This window comes from Nonomuraea sp. B5E05 (genome assembly GCF_039880665.1).
Taxonomy (GTDB): domain Bacteria; phylum Actinomycetota; class Actinomycetes; order Streptosporangiales; family Streptosporangiaceae; genus Nonomuraea.
Map to the genome: position 1 here is coordinate 1 of NZ_JBDPMJ010000051.1, position 18,535 is coordinate 18,535.

16 protein-coding genes are annotated in these 18,535 nt (G+C 70.2%); 4 read left to right on the forward strand and 12 right to left on the reverse strand.

Annotation, left to right across the window (positions count from 1 at the left end):
- Nucleotides 1-200 precede the first annotated feature (200 nt).
- From ABGB01_RS44030 to ABGB01_RS44040, 3 genes are all read right to left on the reverse strand, one after another.
- A complete protein-coding gene (locus tag ABGB01_RS44030) occupies nucleotides 201-1,055 on the reverse strand; it encodes a DUF3618 domain-containing protein (protein ID WP_347780135.1) in 855 nt (284 codons plus the stop codon).
- On the reverse strand, nucleotides 1,052-1,432 hold the full coding sequence (locus tag ABGB01_RS44035) for a phage holin family protein (protein ID WP_347620920.1): 381 nt from the start codon (nucleotides 1,430-1,432) through the stop codon (nucleotides 1,052-1,054). Before ABGB01_RS44035 ends, ABGB01_RS44030 begins: the two co-directional genes overlap by 4 nt.
- Nucleotides 1,433-1,508: 76 nt before the next feature.
- Nucleotides 1,509-1,676, reverse strand: a complete 168-nt coding sequence (locus tag ABGB01_RS44040; RefSeq protein WP_347780136.1) for a hypothetical protein — start codon at nucleotides 1,674-1,676, stop codon at nucleotides 1,509-1,511.
- A 152-nt stretch (nucleotides 1,677-1,828) separates the two neighbouring features.
- Here ABGB01_RS44040 and ABGB01_RS44045 point away from each other — a divergent pair, with 152 nt between their 5' ends.
- Nucleotides 1,829-5,014: a DEAD/DEAH box helicase gene (locus tag ABGB01_RS44045; RefSeq protein WP_347780138.1), complete on the forward strand. Its 3,186-nt coding sequence runs from the start codon at nucleotides 1,829-1,831 to the stop codon at nucleotides 5,012-5,014.
- A 2-nt stretch (nucleotides 5,015-5,016) separates the two neighbouring features.
- Nucleotides 5,017-5,805: an SWIM zinc finger family protein gene (locus ABGB01_RS44050; RefSeq protein ID WP_347780139.1), complete on the forward strand. Its 789-nt coding sequence runs from the start codon at nucleotides 5,017-5,019 to the stop codon at nucleotides 5,803-5,805.
- 28 nt (nucleotides 5,806-5,833) lie between these two features.
- On the opposite strand, the gene ABGB01_RS44055 is transcribed toward ABGB01_RS44050, so the two are convergent.
- From ABGB01_RS44055 to ctaD, 8 genes are all read right to left on the reverse strand, one after another.
- The gene (locus ABGB01_RS44055; RefSeq protein ID WP_347644116.1) at nucleotides 5,834-6,772 is read right to left on the reverse strand and encodes a diacylglycerol kinase family protein; all 939 of its coding nucleotides are present in this window, start codon (nucleotides 6,770-6,772) and stop codon (nucleotides 5,834-5,836) included.
- A 110-nt stretch (nucleotides 6,773-6,882) separates the two neighbouring features.
- Nucleotides 6,883-9,627, reverse strand: a complete 2,745-nt coding sequence (locus tag ABGB01_RS44060; RefSeq protein WP_347780141.1) for an immune inhibitor A domain-containing protein — start codon at nucleotides 9,625-9,627, stop codon at nucleotides 6,883-6,885.
- 120 nt (nucleotides 9,628-9,747) lie between these two features.
- A complete protein-coding gene (gene frdD, locus ABGB01_RS44065) occupies nucleotides 9,748-10,089 on the reverse strand; it encodes a fumarate reductase subunit FrdD (protein ID WP_347780143.1) in 342 nt (113 codons plus the stop codon).
- Entirely contained in the window at nucleotides 10,086-10,514 is a 429-nt protein-coding gene (locus ABGB01_RS44070) for a hypothetical protein (RefSeq protein WP_347780144.1), read from the reverse strand. Before ABGB01_RS44070 ends, frdD begins: the two co-directional genes overlap by 4 nt.
- A complete protein-coding gene (sdhB, locus tag ABGB01_RS44075) occupies nucleotides 10,511-11,272 on the reverse strand; it encodes a succinate dehydrogenase iron-sulfur subunit (protein ID WP_347780145.1) in 762 nt (253 codons plus the stop codon). Before sdhB ends, ABGB01_RS44070 begins: the two co-directional genes overlap by 4 nt.
- Before the next feature lie 54 nt (nucleotides 11,273-11,326).
- Nucleotides 11,327-13,060: a fumarate reductase (quinol) flavoprotein subunit gene (frdA, locus tag ABGB01_RS44080; protein WP_347780147.1), complete on the reverse strand. Its 1,734-nt coding sequence runs from the start codon at nucleotides 13,058-13,060 to the stop codon at nucleotides 11,327-11,329.
- Nucleotides 13,061-13,065: 5 nt separating this feature from the next.
- Complete coding sequence (locus ABGB01_RS44085) at nucleotides 13,066-13,299, reverse strand: hypothetical protein (protein WP_347780148.1); 234 nt, start codon at nucleotides 13,297-13,299, stop codon at nucleotides 13,066-13,068.
- Nucleotides 13,300-13,365: 66 nt separating this feature from the next.
- On the reverse strand, nucleotides 13,366-15,024 hold the full coding sequence (ctaD, locus tag ABGB01_RS44090; RefSeq protein WP_347780179.1) for a cytochrome c oxidase subunit I: 1,659 nt from the start codon (nucleotides 15,022-15,024) through the stop codon (nucleotides 13,366-13,368).
- Nucleotides 15,025-15,284: 260 nt separating this feature from the next.
- Between ctaD and ABGB01_RS44095 the strand changes: the two genes are divergently transcribed.
- Nucleotides 15,285-16,490: an aminotransferase class I/II-fold pyridoxal phosphate-dependent enzyme gene (locus ABGB01_RS44095; RefSeq protein WP_347780149.1), complete on the forward strand. Its 1,206-nt coding sequence runs from the start codon at nucleotides 15,285-15,287 to the stop codon at nucleotides 16,488-16,490.
- Nucleotide 16,491: 1 nt separating this feature from the next.
- Here ABGB01_RS44095 and ABGB01_RS44100 read toward each other — a convergent pair whose 3' ends face one another.
- Nucleotides 16,492-17,043 (reverse strand): hypothetical protein, encoded by a 552-nt coding sequence (locus ABGB01_RS44100; RefSeq protein WP_347780150.1) that lies wholly within the window; start codon nucleotides 17,041-17,043, stop codon nucleotides 16,492-16,494.
- A gap of 121 nt (nucleotides 17,044-17,164) precedes the next feature.
- Here ABGB01_RS44100 and ABGB01_RS44105 point away from each other — a divergent pair, with 121 nt between their 5' ends.
- Nucleotides 17,165-18,526: an FAD-linked oxidase C-terminal domain-containing protein gene (locus tag ABGB01_RS44105; RefSeq protein WP_347780152.1), complete on the forward strand. Its 1,362-nt coding sequence runs from the start codon at nucleotides 17,165-17,167 to the stop codon at nucleotides 18,524-18,526.
- The last annotated feature ends 9 nt before the right edge of the window (nucleotides 18,527-18,535 follow it).

Consider the following 18,535-nt stretch of genomic DNA (forward strand, 5'->3'; position numbering starts at 1 on the left):
GCTCTTGACACCCCGCTCAGCCCGCCATGTCTCCACGACGAACCGGGGCCTGCTACCGGGCGCTCCGATGCTTACCCGGACGGGACTTTCACCCGCAGGCCTGGACCAGCTTCCAGGACGCAACATGATCTGGAGCCTAGACCGTCGCGACCACGCTCACCGTCCTGCGCCGGGCCCTGCTCCCTCCCGCACCCTGAAGGTCACGCCTTCCTGCCCCACCGGGGCAGGGACGCCCGGTTCTTCTGCGCGCGCCGCCTCGTCGTCAACCGGAGCCTGGCCGTTTCGTTCTGCGCGCGCCGCCTCATCATCGACCAGGGCCGGGCCGCCTGCCTCCGCGCGCGCCGCCTCATCATCATCCGGCGCACCATGAAGCCGATCACGGCGCCGATGGCGGTGACGAGCAGCACGGGCCGCTTCCTCGCCTGCGTGGCGACGTCCCTGGCCTCAGGAGCGCTCCCGCGAACCTTCCCCGCCACGTCCGACGCCTTGCCCCTGACCGTCGCGGCCGCGCCGGCCGCCCGCCCCTTGGCCGTCTCCGCCACGTGACCGGCCCTCCCCTTGGCCGTCTCCGCGGCGTGACCCACCTTGCCCCTGGCCGTCTCGGCCGCGTGACCGGCCCTGTCCCTGGCCGTCTCCGCCGCATGGCCCGCCTTGCCCCTGGCCGCCTGCGCGGCATGGCTCGCCCTGGACCTCACGTCGGCCTTGCCCGCCAGCGCGCTGACGGTTTCGCCCAGATCTCTCCGGGTCTTCTGGATGTCCTTACGCACGTCGTCCCCTTCCTCACCGTCCGCCCCGCTCTCCCCCTTCAGCGACTCCTCCTCCGTCCGCCGGCTTTCCGTGGCCTCGGTCCGCTCGTCGGCGATGGGAGATTCGGGGATGAAGGTCTCGTGTTCCTCGCGGGCGGCCTCGGCCTGCCTCGCGTTCTCCGCCGCGCCCGCTCTCGTCGGGGGGACATTGATGGACTCGCGCTCCGTCGACGTGCCCACCGTCGCTCTGTGCGCGCCGACGTCTCCTGCGTGCTGCTCCCCGGTGTATCCGGGATCGGTCTCGCTCATCGTCGCGCCTTCTCCTTGACCATGTCGATGTCGGCCCTGACGCTCGCGAAGGTTTCCCTCGGGACCGGCGGGGTGGCTCGTTTCACCTGTTTCCTGCCGGTCAGCCCGAGTACGGCGGCGACGACGAACAGGACCACCGCGACGATCGCGGCGGCCACCCAGCCGGGCAGGACCAGGGCGAGCAGCATGATGACAGCGGCCACGAGGGCACCGGCGCCGAACAGCGCGGTCACGCCCGCCGCGCCGACCAGCCCCGCGCCGAACCCCGCGTGCCTGCCCTTTTCTTGAAGCTCGATCCTGGCCAGGCGCAGTTCGTCCTTGACCAGTCGGGAGACCTGCTCGGAGAGGTCGTTGACCAGCTTGTGGGTGTCGTTCACGACGATCGCCTCCTCCGCTGCGGAAGGCGACTACCCAGACAACCGGCCTTCTATCACCCGCTGATGGCGCGCGGGACTACCGCCTGGCGGCCTTGAGGACGAAGCGCAGGACGGACACCACGGGGTCGTTCCTGTCGGCCTCGCACCAGTTGCCCGGCTGCTTCGGCTTGCTCCACGGGGACGGGAGCTCGCACGAGGGAGCCTGCGGCTTGGGACGCTCGCACCACGATCCGGGAGGGTCCATACCTCCATGCTACGCGCGCCCGGCCGCGTCCACGCGGCCGGGCGCGCGTCATGCCGCGCGGGCCGGGGCCGCGTACGAGATCGACGAGCGCGGCTTCCGTGGCGGGTGCCGCGATGCGGGCGGAGGCCCCACGGCGGCGGTAACCTGCCAGGGTGCGGGTACACGGAGTTTGGGCCGGCGACGGGCTCGCCTTCTGGGCCGAGATCACGGACGCCGACGAGTCCTCCCCACTCCGACCCGCGCCCACGAGCCACGAGGGGCCCACCGGCCAGGACAGCCGCACGAGCCAGGGCGAGCCAACGCCCCAGGACGGGCGCACGAGCCGGGGCGCAGGCGCGGGCGCGGACGGGCGCACGGGCCGGGGCGCAGGCGCGGGCGCGGACGGGCGCACGGGCCGGGGCGCAGGCGCGGGCCGGGGTGCGGGGGCACGCCCGCACCCGCACGCCGCTTCCGGGTCCGTGGTCGCCGCCGCCCTCGGCCTCGACGACCCGCCGTCGCGGACGCTGGAGCTGCTCCTGCCCGGCTCGGCCAAGGAGCCCCTGCCCTCGCCGGAGACCGGGCGGCTGGCGGAGGTGACCCGGCCACGGCTGCGGCTCTGGCAGGTTCCCGCCGTGGTGCCACCCGCCGCCGTGGCCCTGCCCATGCTGGACGGGCACGCGGGCACCGCGACCCTGCGCCACTGGGCCGCCGTCGCCGCCTTCGCCCGCGACCTGGTACGCCGGGGCCGGGTCATCCCCAGGCTCATCCCTGCTCATGGCACGGCTCGGGCGGTGTGGTGGCCGGTGTTGACGGGGGTGGATGCCGGATACTTCCGGGAGCTGGCGCTGGCGATGCCGCCCGCCTGCCGCACCTCCCGAACCGAACGTCCCTCCGCGGACGTCCTGCGCGAGGCGCTCGAGACGTTCACCGACGCGCTGGTCAGGCAGACCCTGGCCGAGCCCTTCACCACAGGGCCCCTCACCACAGGGCCCCTCACCACAGGGCCCCTCACCACGGGACCCTCCACCGCCGGGTCCCTCACCGCAGGGCCGCGCGAGCGCTGGCTGGCCGCGCTGACCGGCGACGACCCGGCCTGTCCCGACGTGCCCGAGCTGCGGCAAGAGCTTGAGAAGTGGCACGACGCGGTGACGACGGCCGAGGGCGCGGCGCGCGTGTGCTTCCGCCTCCTGGAGCCCGCCGGCACCTCCGCCGACGCCAGTGCCCACTCCGCCGCTGATGACAGGACCGATGGATGGCGGGTCGAGCTGGCGTTGCAGGCCGCCGACGACCCCAGCCTGTACGTTCCCGCCGCCAGGGTGTGGAGCGAGGGCGGCCCGGCCGGGTTCCCGGGGAAACCGCAACGGGAGCTGCTGGCCGGGCTGGGGCGGGCGGTCAGGCTCTATCCCGAGCTGGACCGCGCCCTGCGCGTCCCCCAGCCGAGCGAGCTGGCCCTGGACACCGCGGGCGCGTTCGGGTTCCTCAGGCAGGCGGCGCCGCTGTTGCAGGCGGCCGGGTTCGGCGTGCAGTTGCCGCGCTGGGCGGGGCGTACGAAGCTGGGGCTGAAGCTCACCACGAGGACCAAGGCGCAGAAGGCGGCCGCGGCCCAGGGGTTCGGGATGCGGGAGCTGGTCGACTTCCGCATCGACCTGGCGGTGGGCGAAGAGACGATCAGCGAGGCGGAGCTGGCCGAGCTGGCCCGGCTCAAGGTGCCGCTGGTCCGGGTGCGCGGCCAGTGGGTGGAGCTGGACGACCGGCAGCTCAAGGCCGCGCTCAAGGCCGTCGAGGGCGCCCGTACGGGCGAGGCGAGCGCCGCCGACCTGCTGCGTCACGTCGTCCAGGCCGATGACGACGAGCTGCCGCTGCTGGAGGTCGACGCCGACGGCGTGCTCGGCGACCTGCTGTCCGGGCAGGCCGAGCGCCGGCTGACGCCGCTGGCCACGCCGGCGGGACTGGACGCCACCCTCAGGCCCTACCAGGAGCGGGGCCTGGCCTGGCTGAGCTTCCTGTCGGAGCTGGGCCTGGGCGGCGTGCTGGCCGACGACATGGGGCTGGGCAAGACGATCACCACGCTGGCCCTGCTCGTGCACGAGCGGGCCGCTGCCCCGACGCTGCTGGTGTGCCCGATGTCGCTGGTCGGCAACTGGCAGCGGGAGGCGGCCAGGTTCGCGCCCGGGCTGCGCGTCCACGTGCACCACGGCAGCGGCCGCGACCCCGCGGAGATCGAGCACGCCGACCTGGTGATCACCACGTACGGCACCGCCCAGCGCGACCTGGAGACGCTCCGGCGGCACGAATGGCGCAGGGTCGTGTGCGACGAGGCGCAGGCGATCAAGAACAGCGGGACGTTGCAGGCTCAGGCCGTACGGTCGATTCCCACGGGCACCCGGCTGGCGCTGACGGGCACCCCGGTCGAGAACCATCTGGCCGAGCTCTGGTCGATCATGGAGTTCGCCAACCCGGGCCTGCTGGGGCCGCGTACGCGGTTCAGGACGAGGTTCCAGGAGCCCATCGAGGCGCGGCAGGACGAGCAGGCGGCCAGGGCGCTCAGGCGGGCGACGGGCCCGTTCATCCTCCGCCGCCTCAAAACCGATAAATCCATCATTTCGGATCTGCCGGAAAAGCTGGAGATCAAGGAGTGGTGCCCGCTCACCACAGAACAGGCCACGCTCTACCAGGCGGTCGTCGACGACATGCTGGCCAGGATCGACGACAGCGAGGGCATCGAGCGGCGCGGCCTGGTGTTGTCGGCCATGGCCAGGCTCAAGCAGGTCTGCAACCATCCGGCCCACCTGCTCAAAGACGGTTCCCGCCTGTCGGGCAGGTCGGGCAAGCTGGCCCGGTTGGAGCAGTTGTCCGAAGAAATCCTGGCAGAAGGCGAAAAGGCACTGCTTTTCACGCAGTACGCGGAGTTCGGCACCATGCTCCAGCCGTACCTGGCCCAGCGGCTCGGCACGACCGTCCTCTGGCTGCACGGCGGGCTGCCGAAGAAGACCCGCGACCGCCTGGTCGACCGGTTCCAGAACGACGACGAGCCGATGTTGTTCGTGCTCTCGCTCAAGGCGGCCGGCGTCGGCCTCAACCTCACCGCCGCCAACCACGTCGTCCACGTCGACCGCTGGTGGAACCCGGCCGTCGAGGACCAGGCCACCGACCGCGCGTTCCGCATCGGGCAGCGCAGGAACGTACAGGTGCGCAAGCTCATCTGCGGGGGCACCCTCGAAGAACGCGTCGACCAGATGATCGAGCGCAAGAAGGCCCTGGCCGAGCGGGTGGTCGGGGCCGGCGAGGACTGGCTCACCGACCTGTCCACCGACGAGCTGCGCGAGGTGTTCCGGCTGACGGCGGAGGGGGTGGGCTGAGCGTGGCCCGGTTCGAGGACTGGTACGACGGCGCCCGGCCGATCAGGGTCGAGGGCGGCATCAAGGCCCGCACGCGGCGGGGCAGCATCGGCTCCACGTGGTGGTCGCGGCGGTTCATCGACATCCTGGAGCGCGTCTGCGACAAGGGACGGCTCTCGCGCGGCCGCGCCTACGCCCGGCAGGGCCAGGTCCTGTCGATCGACCTGGCGGCCGGGGAGGCGCGGGCCGCCGTGCAGGGCTCGCGGCGCGACCCGTACGACGTCGTGATCAGGATCGAGGCGTACGGCGAGTCGCGCTGGGCCGCCGTGGAGGAGTCGATCGCGGCGCAGGCCGTGCACCGGGCCAAGCTGCTGGCCGGGGAGATGCCGGCCGAGATCGAGGAGGTGTTCGCCGCGCTCGGGATCGACCTGTTCCCGCGTGACCTCGACATGGACTGCTCGTGCCCCGACTGGGGTTTCCCGTGCAAGCACCTGTCGGCGGTGCTCTATCTGCTGGCCGAGTCGTTCGACGACGACCCGTTCCTGGTGCTGGCCTGGCGCGGGCGCACCCGCGAGCAGCTGCTCGGCTCTCTGGCGGACGACGCCGCGGACGCCACGGCGGACGCGCTGCGCGTGGACGACGTGCCGTTCGCCGACCGCCTGGCCGACTTCTACGCGCCCGGTGCGACGGCCCACCGCCCCGAGCGGCGCCCGTCCGCCGCCGCCCCCGACCTCCTCCTGCGCGTCTTCCCGCCGCCCGCCGGCCTGGCGGGCCCGCTGGAGCCGGCCTACCGGCGCCTGGGCGACGCCTGAAGCCAGGGCGGCGTGGTCGGGTGGCGGCTCAGTTGTCCTCGAACGAGGACGGCACCATGACGCGCACCCCGTTGGGGACCACCCGCAGCCTGATGGGCGTGCGCAGCCGCACCTCGCCGTCGACGTCGGCGGCCATCGGCGGATCGGTCTCCAGGAGCATCTCGCGGCCCGTCACGAACGGACCCCCTGCGAGGCTGCGCCAGCGCCCGGTGGTCGCCCTGAGCAGGGTCTCGCCGAGCAGCCGCAGCTTCTTGCCCGACCCGAGCTGGTAGGCCACCAGCATGCCGTTGTCGATGCTGATGTCCCTGGCGACCTGCCAGCCGCCGTGGAAGCGGCCGTTGGCGATGTTGAGCTGGTGGGTGAGGAGCTCATGGCGCTGCCCCTCGACGGTGATGAAGGCGCGGAACGGCGTGTGGCCCGGCAGGATCGTCAGCGCCGTCAGCGGATAGGCGGGACGCCCCACGATGCGCTTGAGCCACGGCTTGACCTTGCCCGCCACCTCGACCGACACCCCGAAGCTGGCCAGGTTGGCGAACGGCCGGTCGTCGGCCAGGCCGAGATCGATGTCGGCCACCTTGCCGGTGTCGAACACCTTGATCGCCCCGGCCAGGTCGAGGGGGAGGCCGAGGCTGCGGGCGAAGTTGTTGGTGGTGCCCAGTGGCAGCACGCCGAGCGCCACGTCGCGGTGGGCCACGTGCCGCACCGCCGAGGAGAGCGTGCCGTCGCCGCCGCCCACGATGAGCAGGTCAGGCTCGGTGGCCAGGGCGGTGTCGAGCAGCTCGCGCAGCCGCTTGGGGTTGTAGACCGACAGCTCCGCCAGCGGCTCGAACCCGAGGTTGTGGATCTGCTCGATCACCTCGAAATAGTGCCGCCGGCCGCGGCGCGAGCGAGTGTTCACCACGACCGCCACCCGGCGATCTCTCCGGATCGCCTCGGTGTGCTCGTCCTTGGTGCGCAGTTCGGTCATGGTCATCAATCGTATGCGCACGAACCGCTACCTTCGGCCGCCCGCTGGACGCGGGCCGGCCGGAGGCGCGGGGCGTGGGGCCGGCCACTGGGGACGGCCGGCCCCACACGTCACTTCTTCGGCGGGACCACCCGGACGATGGCGCCCAGGTTGCCCGGCAGCGGGGTGAGCAGCTGGAACTGCACGCCCAGCGCCTTGCCCTCGTCACCGGGGTTGCCGGTGCCGAGCACCGAGCCCGCGGCCACCTGGCCGTACAGCTCGGTGGCGGGGGTGCCGTCCTGGTGCACCACGCGCGTGGTGTACGCCTGGTCGCCCTTCGACGGCACGACCGCGGAGGCGTCGAAGTCGCGGTAGTACAGCCCGTTGTCGATCAGCTCGATGCCCGGGTACCAGGTCTTCGCGTCGGTGAAGGTCTTGACGCCCTTCTGCGCCTTGAAGTCCGTGCAGTACTCGCTGAACGGCTCGTCCGCCGCCTCCAGGCACTCCTTGAACGGGTACGTCTTGCGGAACCCGAACGCGGCGTTCGAGGTCTGGGCGCGGCCCGGGAGGTTCTTGTTGAGCGTCGGGTCCTTCTCGGCCGCGGTGCCCGTGCGGCGCAACGGCTCGTAGTGGGAGTCCACGACCAGCAGGCTGCCCTTCGGGCCGAGGCTCGGCGGGCCCGTGATGTCGGCGGTCACGTGGTTGTTGACGTAGGTGGAGTCGCGGTACCAGACGAGCAGGCCGGGCGCGTTGTACTTGATCTTCTGCACTTTCCACGCCCCGTCACGGGAGTAGTCGGTGTCGTAGGTGTACTGCAGGCCCTTGTCGAACCCGTCGAAGTTGCGCCACTCCGCCAGGTAGAAGCGGGAGACCTCGCGCTCGCCGTTGTTGCGGGTCCAGCCCTGGCCGCTCGTGTTGGTGAACGTGCCGCCCGTGGCGTGCCAGCCGTTGTCCCCGCCCTCGACGTCGTCGCTCCACACGGACGTGCCGTCGTTGGTGAGCTCGAAGTCGTCGGCGTGCCACCCGCGCGGCATGAAGGCCGCGTCGGTGTTGTACGTCAGCCGCAGCTTGATCGTCTGCCCGGCGAACGGCGTCAGGTTGACGTAGTCGTGCCGCCAGCCGTCGGTGTTGCCGGTGATGCCGTACTTCTTGTTGCCGAACGTGGCGAGGTTCTTGTTCGGGTCCGGGTAGTCGTCGGGCGTGGTGATCTCGTTGCCGGCCTCGTCGAAGACCTTCTGCTGGGTCCACGTCGCGCCGCCGTCGGTGGAGACCTCGACGAAGCCGAAGTCCCAGTCGGACTCGATCTCGTAGTTGTTCCACATCCAGAACCGCACGTCGGCGCCCTCGGGGACGGGCACGTCGCGGGTGAGGCCGATGTTGGCCCACTCCTGGTCCAGGCCGGTCCACCAGGCGTTCGATCCGCTGTGCGGCTCGATCATCTTCAGCGGCGCGGAGGCGAGGTTGACCCGGACGCCGTCCTCGGTCAGCTTGGGCGTGCGGGAGGTCTGGCCGACGGTGACGAGCTTGGAGCGGTCACCGGGGTCGAACACCTTCGGGTTCGCCCAGCCGAGCACCCACTTGTCCCACAGGCCCATGTGGGTGGGCATCGACTGGAAGATCGGGCCGGAGTGGGAGCCGCTGGACATCAGGTCCCAGAAGTCCACGGCCGAGCTGCCCGCTCCCGAGGTGTCGTACAGGTCGGGCAGGCCGAGGTCGTGGCCGTACTCGTGGGCGAAGACGCCGACGCCCGAGTCCTCGGGCTGCACGATGTAGTTGGAGATCTTCTTGTCGGTGCCGGGGACGGTGTAGCCGCCGGCGACCGCGCTGGAGTGCGCCCAGATGGCGTAGGTGCCCTCGGCGCCGCCGTCGGACGACTTGTCCTTGCCGGCGTGCACCAGCACCAGGTGGTCGATGACGCCGTCGGGCTCCTGGAAGTCGCCGTCGCCGTCGGCGTCGGAGACGTCCTCCACGTCGTAGTCGGCCCAGGGGAAGTCCGGCTGGGCCTGGACGAGCGCGTTCACCGAGTCGATCGGGAGCTGCTGGGCGCCGAGGTCGTTGTCGGGGTGACCGGACATGTCCTGCGGAGCGCCGCCGCAGGCCGCGGCGCCGTACCAGGCCTCGGAGTGGGGGACCTTGACCCAGCCGACCGCCTCGCCGGTGACGGAGTAGGCGCCCTTCGACATCTCCTCGTACATCTTCTTCATCGTGAAGCCGGAGATGTCGATGCCGGGCTTGCCGTCGCGGGGGTCCTTCAGGTCGGGGCGCACCCGCTCGGTGATGCCCTTGTCCGTGTAGAGCATCTTGTTGAAGTGCTCGGTGCTGAAGTCCTTGACCCAGAAGGAGTTGTTGTCCTTGTGCGGCAGCGTGGCCGGGTCGGGGATGTTGTTGTGCAGGGGGCCGTTCAGGAGCGTTCCCGGCGGCTCGACGACGCAGTCGTCGGGGGCGCTGCCGACCGAGCGCAGCCGGTTGAATCCGGAGAAGTCGTCGTCGGCCTGCTCGTTGAACTCGACGAGGAGCGTCAGGAGCTTGGCCGTACGGGTCTGCTTGGACTTCTTGAAGATCCATTCAGCGGGGTTTCGGCCGGTTCTCATGGCCTCCTTCTCGCGCGCGGCGAGAATGCGGCCGGCCGCGGGGTTACCGCTGCTGAACTTCCTGTCGAACTTCTGCGCCGGGGTGAGCGAGCGCGCCTTCGGATCTTCGAGCTTGGGCTCCTTCGGGTCTTCCGCGACCCTCGGCGGAGCGTAGTTGATGTAGAAGTCCGAGGCTGCGGGCTCGTAAACCGCCACCGACGACGCTTGCGCGGAGGGAACGGTCAGGGCGGCGCCGAGAAGGGCGACCGCGGGAAGCGTTGCTAACAGGCGCTTTGTACGTGGCACCAGGAACCCTTTCTGCCCGGGGTCGCCGGGCGCATGGCCATAGGGTGTGCAATGCCGGACGTTAGAGGGTGACTAAACGGGTCGTAAAGGGAATTGTTGAAACGTGATCAAACTACGACATCAGGCCATCACCCAAAGGGCAGCGGCCACGCCCGCCAGCGCCGCCCCGTAGCAGATCACCGCCAGTGCCCGATCGAACTTCGCGATGCCGAACAGCTCTTCACTGGTGAAACGAATGCGGTGGGCCGCGTGAAAAAGACACAGCGTCACGACCACGAGCAGCGCGGCCCGTACGACCACGCCGTCCAGCAGCGCGCGCAAATGATCGACGGCGGGCCAGTCGACGACGCCGAGCGGCATGAGCACCCCGAACAGCAGCACCAGCACCGGCAGCACGAGCGCCGCCACCACGCCCCCGCCGCTGAACAACAACCACAGATACGGCTCGGGCGTGCGCTTCATGGCGACCTCAGGATGAAATAGGCGATCAGCACGGAGATCAGCAGCCAGGCCGAATGGTTGCCGCCCTGGATCATCCAGGCGGGCACCCGCCAGCCGTCCAGCCGGACCACGGTCGCCTTGGGCGCCAGGTTGAGGAACGTGATCGCGTGGAAGGCGGTCGCGGCCAGGGCGACGACGTTGAGCGCGATCATCCAGGGCCGGGAGGCCAGCGCGGCGAAGTCCCGCAGCGACCCGCCGAGCACCGCGTCCACGAGCATCAGCGTGTAGACGATCGCCCACGCCACGAAGACGCTGGTCAGCTCGCGCAGCACGAAGAAGGTGTAGCGGCGGCTGCGGGCGAACCACAGCCGGTCGGTCCGCGGCCGGTAGGCGGCCGAGGTGGTGCGTACGGCGGCGCTCGGGGTCACCTTCTCCCTGGAGGTCATCGCCTGCTCCACGGCAGCACCGAACGCAGGGCGGCGGTCAGCTTGTACCGCTGGATGGCCTCGGCCGGATCCACGTGCTTCGGGCAGACCTGGGTGCATTCGCCGACGAACGTGCAGCCCCACACGGCGTCCTCCAGGTTGAGCACGTCGAACCGGTCGCCCATGTCGCGAGAGTCGAGGTTGTAGCGCTGGGCGAGGGCGATGGCGGCCGGGCCGAGGAAGTCGGGTTCGAGCACGTAGACCGGGCAGGCCGAGTAGCACAGCAGGCAGTTGATGCACATGCTGTACTGCTTGTACGCCTCCAGCTGCTCGGGCGTCTGGGCGTACTCGGTGGTCAGCGGCAGGTCCTCGCCCTCCCTGACCAGCCAGGGCCGCACCGACGACAGCTTGGCCAGGAAGTCGTCGATGTCCACGACCAGGTCCCTGATGACGGGAAACCCCTTCAGCGGCTCGATCCGCACCGGGCCGTCGCCGTACTCGGTGAGGAAGGTGCCGCAGGTCAGCCGGGGCTCGCCGTTGACGGTCATACCGCACGAGCCGCACACGCCCATCCGGCACGACCAGCGGTAGGACAGGCTGCCGTCGAGCTGGTCCTTGATGTAGTTGAGCCCGTCGAGCACGGCCCAGTCGGGCATGAGCGGCACGTCGTATCCCTGGAGCACCGGCTCGTCGTCCTCCCCCGGCCGGTACCGGGACACCTCCATCCGCAGCGTCCTGGTCTGCGCGGCATCAGTCACGCCGGGTTCAGACGCGCTCATCGGTTCCTTCACCCTCCTCAATCGCTCCGCGGGCGGCTTGCTTCGCCGCGCCCCTCAGTCACGGCCGTACACCCTTTCTCCCGGGGGCCATCGGGTGATCGTCACGGGGAGCAGGCCGACGGACGGCGTTCCGTCGGGGGCGCGGTGCACCAGCGAGTGCGCCAGGAACGCCTCGTCGTCCCTGGCGGGAAAGTCGGTGCGCTGGTGCGCGCCGCGCGACTCCCGCCTGTTCAGCGCGCAGGCCACGATCGTCTGCGCGACCTCCAGCATGGCGTGCAGCTCCTGCAGGTTGATCAGCTCGGTGTTGAACGTCGTGCTCGTGTCGTCGATGCGGGCCTCCTCGGCGCGCTCGCGCAGCTCGGCCAGCGTGTCGGCGGCCTTGGCCAGCGCGTCACCCGTGCGGTAGATGCCCGCCGCTCCTTCGAGCGCGTGCTGCATCTGCTCGCGCAGGTCGGCGATCCGCTCCCCGTGCCCGCTGCCCCCGCGCGCGCGTTCCAACCGCCGCCGTTCGTCCTCCCCCTGAGCGCGTACGCAGGACGGCTCGCCGTTCCTGTGCGACCTGGCGAACCCGGCGGCGGCGACGCCCGCGCGCCGGCCGAAGACGAGGATCTCGGGCAGGGAGTTGGAGCCGAGCCGGTTGGCCCCGTTGATGCTGACGCAGGCCGTCTCCCCTGCCGCGTACAGCCCGGCGACGGGGGTGGCGCCGTCGATGTCGGTGTGGACGCCGCCCATCATGTAGTGCACGACCGGGCGCACCGGGATGAGGTCGGTGGCCGGGTCGAGGTTCTGGTAGCTGCGGCACAGCTCGCGGACGAACGGGATGCGGTCGTCGATCTTGCCCGCCCCGAGGTGGCGCAGGTCCAGGTGGACGACCGGGCCGTACGGCGTGTCCACGGTGCGGCCCTTCTCCTGCTCGTGCACGAACGCCTGGGAGAGCCGGTCGCGCGGGCCCAGCTCCATGCTGCGCAGCTTCGGCGTGGGCGTGGGGGTGCCGAGGTCGTAGTCCTGCAGGTAGCGGTAACCGTCCTTGTTGATCAGCCAGCCGCCCTCCGCCCTGGCCGCCTCGGTGATGAGGATGCCGGTGAACGGCAGGCCGGTCGGGTGGTACTGGACGAACTCCATGTCCTTCAGCGGCGCTCCCGCCCGGTAGGCGAGGGTCATGCCGTCGCCGGTCTTGATGGCGGCGTTCGTGGTGAAGGGGAAGGCGCGGCCGCAGCCGCCGGTGGCCAGGATGACGGTCCTGGCGGGGATGGTCTCGATGCGGCCGGTCCTGATCTCGACGGCCACGACGCCGTGGACGCGGCCGTCGTCGACGACGAGCTTGGTGACGAACCACTCGTCGTACCTGATGATGTCCTGATATTTCAGGGTTGTCTGGAAGAGGGTGTGCAGGAGGTGGAAGCCGGTCTTGTCGGCGGCGTACCAGGTGCGCATCTTCTTCATCCCGCCGAACGGGCGCACCGCCACCCGCCCGTCCGGCTCGCGGCTCCACGGGCAGCCCCAGTGCTCCAGCTGCATCAGCTCGCGCGGCGCCTCGTCCACGAACGCCTCGACCGCGTCCTGGTCGGGCAGCCAGTCCCCGCCCGAGATCGTGTCGTAGCAGTGCTCGTCGAGGGTGTCGTCCAGGCCGATCACCCCGGCGGCGCCGCCCTCGGCGGAGACCGTGTGGCTGCGCATCGGATAGACCTTGGACGCGACCGCCACCTTGAGGGCGGGATCCACCTCGGCGACCGCGACCGCCGCCCGCAGGCCCGCTCCGCCTCCTCCGACGATGAGCACGTCGATCATGTACGTCACTTCCCGTGGTCGGGCTGGATCGGGTCCTTCACCCGCTTGCCGTCGTGGCGGATGGCGGACAGGTGGATGCTGCCGTCGTGGTACTCGTGCCGGATCATGCGGCAGCCGCAGTCGAAGTACTGGTCGCGGATCACCAGGCCGTACTCGTCGTCGTCGATGAGGCGTTCACCACTGGACTTCTTCCCGCAGGGAGCCGTCTCGGGGTCGAAGGGGATCTTCGTGCCGGTCATCGCCGATCTCCCTAGATAGGCGAAACGTCACCTCCACACAAGCACCACGTCACGGTTCGGGAAAGGTCAGTCGCTCGTACCCTCGCCGGGCCGGAGCTCGGGGGCGCCGGCCCTGTGTGCCTCGGGGTCCACCTCGGGCGGCACGTTCGTCCGCTCCCGCGGATAGTGCAGGTCGAATGCGGGCCTCTCGGAGCGGATCGGCGGCATGAACGTGAAGTTGTGCCGCGGCGGCGGGCAGCTCGTGGCCCACTCCAGCGAGTTGCCGTAGCCCCACGGGTCGTCGAGCGTGACCTTGGGCGCGCTCCTCGCGGTCTTGAACACGTTGTAGAGGAACGGCAGCGTCGAGGCGCCGAGCAGGAACGCGCCGACGGACGAGACCTCGTTGAGGAAGGTGAAGCCGTCCGCGGCGCTGTAGTCGGCGTACCTCCTGGGCATGCCGATCTGCCCCAGCCAGTGTTGCACGAGGAACGTCATGTGGAAGCCGATGAACAGGGTCCAGAAGTGCACCTTGCCCAGCCGGTCGTCGAGCATGCGGCCGGTCATCTTCGGCCACCAGAAGTAGAACCCGGCGAACATGGCGAACACCACGGTGCCGAACACCACGTAGTGGAAGTGGGCGACGACGAAGTAGGTGTCGCTGATGTGGAAGTCGAGCGGCGGCGAGGCCAGGATGACGCCGGTCAGGCCGCCCAGGAGGAACGTCACCAGGAAGCCGACCGAGAACAACATCGGCGACTCGAAGCTCAGGTGCCCGCGCCACATGGTGCCGATCCAGTTGAAGAACTTCACGCCCGTCGGCACCGCGATGAGGAACGTCATGAACGAGAAGAACGGCAGCAGCACCTGCCCGGTCGCGAACATGTGGTGCGCCCAGACCGTCATCGACAACCCGGCGATGGCGATGGTGGCGCCGACCAGTCCCAGGTAGCCGAAGATGGGTTTGCGGCTGAAGACCGGGATGACCTCGGTGATGATGCCGAAGAACGGCAGCGCGATGATGTAGACCTCGGGGTGGCCGAAGAACCAGAACAGGTGCTGCCAGAGCAGCGGCCCGCCGTTCTCGGCCAGGAAGACCTGCGTGCCCAGCTTGCGATCCGATTCGAGCACGAGCAGCGCGCCCGTGAGCACGGGGAACGCCAGCAGCACCATCATCGAGGTCAGCAGCGCGTTCCAGCAGAAGATCGGCATCCGGAACATCGTCATGCCCGGCGCCCGCATGGCGACGATCGTGGTGATGAAGTTGACCGCGCCGAGGATCGTGCCGAGCCCCGCCAGCGCCAACCCCATGATCCACAGATCGCCGCCGACCTGCGGCGAGTAGATGGACGACGACAGCGGCGTGTACGCGAACCATCCGAAGTCGGCCGCCCCGCCGGGGGTGAAGAACCCGGCCAGCACCATCAACCCGCCGAACAGGAACAACCAGTACGCCACCGCGTTCAGCCGGGGGAAGGCCACGTCGGGAGCGCCGATCTGCAGCGGCATGATCACGTTGGTGAACCCGGCGAACAGCGGGGTGGCGAACAGCAGCAGCATGATCGTGCCGTGGATGGTGAACAGCTGGTTGTACTGCTGCTGACTGACCAGCTGCAGTCCCGGCCCGGCGAGCTCGGCCCGGATGATCATGGCCATGAGGCCCGCCGCGAGGAAGAACCCGAACGACGTGATCAGGTAGAGGTAGCCGATGACCTTGTGGTCGGTCGTCGACAGCCAGGAGGCGATCATGGTCCCGGTGCGCCGGCGCCTGACCTGTTCGATCGAGGGTTCGCGAACGGTTGTCACGGCCGCTCCCTCCAGTGCGGAGTGCCAACTGCCCCGATCTACCCATTCCACGCCAACGACCGCCGCTCGGGCAGCCGTTCTTTACCATGTGCGGCAAAGCTTGGACTTTCCGAGACGCGCGAGCGTCTATATCCCGGATCGGTGCCGGTCCACGTGGCGGCGTCTTCTATCCTTCGTAACCGGACCGACATGGAGGAGATCTCGTGACCGCTCAGCGTGACTACGCCGCCCTCGTCCAGAGAGGGCTCAAGCTCGACCTCACCCGGGGCAAGCCGTCGCCGCGCCAGCTCGATCTCTCCAACGACATGCTCAAACTGCCCACGTCCTACCGCGCGGCCGACGGCACCGACGGCCGCAACTACGGCAACCTGCAGGGCCTGCCCGAGCTGCGCGAGCTGTTCGCCCCGCTGGTGCAGGTGCCCGCCGGTCAGCTCGTCGTGGGCGGCAACGCCAGCCTGTCCCTGATGCACGACACGATCGTGCACGCGCTGCTGACGCCGCTGCCGGGCGCCGCGCGCCGGTGGGTGGAGGAGCCGAAGGTCACGTTCCTGTGCCCGGTGCCGGGATACGACCGGCATTTCACGATCTGTGAGCGGTTCGGCATCACGATGGTGCCCGTCCCGATGAACGCCGGCGGGCCCGACATGGACGTCGTGGAGCGCCTGGTCGCCTCCGACACCAGCGTCAAGGGCATGTGGTGCGTGCCTAAGTACAGCAACCCGTCCGGCGTCGTCTACAGCGACGAGACCGTGCGCAGGCTGGCCGCCATGCCCGCGGCCGCCCCCGACTTCCGGATCTTCTGGGACAACGCCTATGCGGTGCACCACCTCACCGACACCCCGGCCGAGCTGGCCGACCTGCTCGCGCTCAGCGCCGAGCAGGGCAACGCCGACCGCGTGTTCGTCTACGCCTCCACCTCGAAGGTGACGCTGGCCGGCGCGGGCGTGTCGTTCTCCGGCTCCTCGCCGGCGAACGTCGAGTGGTTCCTGCACAACACCGCCAAGCAGTCCATCGGCCCCGACAAGCTCAACCAGCTCCGGCACGTGGAGTTCCTCCGCGACGGCGCCGGGGTCGCCGCCCACATGCGCCGGCACGCCGAGCTGATCGGGCCGAAGTTCGAGCTGGTCGACAAGGTGCTGACCGAGCAGCTCGGCGACCTGGCCACCTGGACGACCCCCAAGGGCGGCTACTTCATCAGCCTGGAGGTGCCGCACGCCGCCGAGGTGGTGGCCAGGGCCAAGGCCGCGGGCATCGCGCTGACCCCCGCGGGCGCCACCCACCCCTACGGCGACGACCCCGGCGACCGCACCATCAGGATCGCGCCGACCTACCCCGAGCTCGACGAGCTGGAGCAGGCCATCAACGGCCTGGCCGTCTGCGTGCGCCTGGTGGCGGAGGAGCGGGGCTGAGTCAGCGGCCCGACCGGAAGCCGAAGATGTACTCGCGCGTCTCGCTCGGATGGAACGAGACGCCGACCTCCGGCTCGAACACGACGTTGTCGCGGGCGCAGTAGCACAGGTTCTCCCACACGGCCATGGCGTTCTCCCTGGCCGGAGCCTCGCTGTCGTCGCGCTTGCGGGCGCCGTACGAACCGAGCACGTTCAGCAGGCCGAGCCCCCAGAACAGGCCCGTCAGGCAGAACGGCGCGAGCAGCACCTCGCCCCAGTTGGGGTCCTGGCCCATCGCGATGACCAGCGACATGACGAGGTGGGCCAGGGCCGCCAGGAGCAGCAGGATGTAGCCCTGGTTCCTGGCCCACGGCGTGTAGTGGCGGCTGGGGAACGACAACCAGACCGCGAGCTGCGTGCGGCTCATGACGTGCTTCGAGGCGCCCAGAGTCGCCGCCATCGGCAGATCGGCCACCTCGCGCGCCCCGGGTAACCGCACCCGCCCGATCTTGTACGTGGTCCCCGCGGCGACCGCTCCGGGGACCGCTACGACCTGGTCGGTCTCCGAACACACCGGGCACCTGACTTTCACCCGGGCAGTTTGGCCCTAAGCCACGGCCTGCGCAAACCGCCCGCCAGGCCGCACTCGAGGGCCCCTCTCCGGATAGCGGTGATTTGCCCATAAGGTGCATGGTGTGAGACCGATTGATGCGTTGGTGAGCTCTCTGCCCGAAGGCCGCGTCCTGACCGATCCGGACGTGATCGACTCCTATGCCCGCGACCGGACGTTCCTGGAGCCGGGCAAGCCGGCTGGGGTGGTGCTCGCCGCCTCCCGCGACGACGTGGTGACCACCATGAAGTGGGCCACCGAGCACCGGGTGCCGGTGGTGCCGCGCGGCGCGGGCACCGGCCTGGCGGGCGCCTCCGTGGCCGGCGACGGCACGGTCATCCTGTCGCTGGCCAGGATGACCGCGATCCGGGAGCTCTCCCCCGCCGACGAGATCGCCGTCGTCGAGCCCGGCGTCATCACCGCCGACCTGGACAAGGCCGCGAGGGAGCACGGCCTGATGTACGCGCCCGACCCGTCGTCGTACGAGATCTCCACGATCGGCGGCAACCTGGCCACCAACGCCGGCGGGCTGCGCTGCGTCAAGTACGGCGTGACCAGGGACTCGGCGCTCGGTCTCGAGGTCGTGCTGGCCGACGGGCGGATCCTCGACACCGGCCGCCGCACGATGAAGGGCGTCACGGGCTACGACCTGACCGGCCTGTTCGTGGGCTCGGAGGGCACCCTGGGCGTGATCACGGCGGCCACGGTACGGTTGCGCCGCGCGCCCGTCGCGCCTCCGGCCACCTTCGCCGCGGAGTTCGGCTCGCTGCGCGACGCGGGCGCCGCCGTGTCGGCGATCATGGCGGCCGGCTGCCAGCCCTCGCTCATGGAGTTGCTCGACCGGGCCACGCTCGAGGCCATCGACGAGTGGCGCAACATCGGCCTCGAGGCGTCGACCCAGGCCATGCTGATCGGCCAGTCGGACGCGACGGACGGCCAGGCGATGGCCGCGCGCATGGAGGAGCTGTGCATGGAGAACGGCGCCTCGTTCGTGGCCGTCTCCTCCAGCCCGCAGGAGACCGAGGAGCTGATCGGACTGCGCAGGCTCGCCTACCAGGCCAAGGAGCGGCAGGGCGCGTGCCTGGTCGAGGACGTGTGCGTGCCGCGTTCCGTGTTGCCCGACATGATCACCGCGATCGAGGCCGCGGCGGCGCGGCACGGGGTGCGGATCGCCACGGTCGCGCACGCGGGGGACGGCAACCTGCATCCGGTCTTCATCTTCGAGCACGGCACCATCGAGCCGCCCCCCGAGGTGTGGGCCGCGGCGGACGAGGTGTTCACGCACGCGCTGGAGCTCGGCGGCACCCTGACGGGCGAGCACGGCGTCGGCCTGCTCAAGCAGCGCTGGCTGGCCCTCGAGGCGGGGCCGGTCGCCACGGAGGTGCAGCGGGGCATCAAGGCGGTCTTCGACCCGCTCGGCCTCCTGAACCCGGGCAAAGCCATTTGACAAAAGGTG

Bases quoted from the DNA above. Each gene is read 5' to 3' on its own strand.
- ABGB01_RS44030 (WP_347780135.1), bottom strand. From the start codon at position 1,055: ATGAGCGAGACCGATCCCGGATACACCGGGGAGCAGCACGCAGGAGAC.
- ABGB01_RS44085 (WP_347780148.1), bottom strand. From the start codon at position 13,299: ATGACCGGCACGAAGATCCCCTTCGACCCCGAGACGGCTCCCTGCGGG.
- frdD (WP_347780143.1), bottom strand. From the start codon at position 10,089: ATGAAGCGCACGCCCGAGCCGTATCTGTGGTTGTTGTTCAGCGGCGGG.
- ctaD (WP_347780179.1), bottom strand. From the start codon at position 15,024: ATGATCGCCTCCTGGCTGTCGACGACCGACCACAAGGTCATCGGCTAC.
- ABGB01_RS44040 (WP_347780136.1), bottom strand. From the start codon at position 1,676: ATGGACCCTCCCGGATCGTGGTGCGAGCGTCCCAAGCCGCAGGCTCCC.
- ABGB01_RS44070 (WP_347780144.1), bottom strand. From the start codon at position 10,514: ATGACCTCCAGGGAGAAGGTGACCCCGAGCGCCGCCGTACGCACCACC.
- frdA (WP_347780147.1), bottom strand. From the start codon at position 13,060: ATGATCGACGTGCTCATCGTCGGAGGAGGCGGAGCGGGCCTGCGGGCG.
- sdhB (WP_347780145.1), bottom strand. From the start codon at position 11,272: ATGAGCGCGTCTGAACCCGGCGTGACTGATGCCGCGCAGACCAGGACG.
- ABGB01_RS44055 (WP_347644116.1), bottom strand. From the start codon at position 6,772: ATGACCGAACTGCGCACCAAGGACGAGCACACCGAGGCGATCCGGAGA.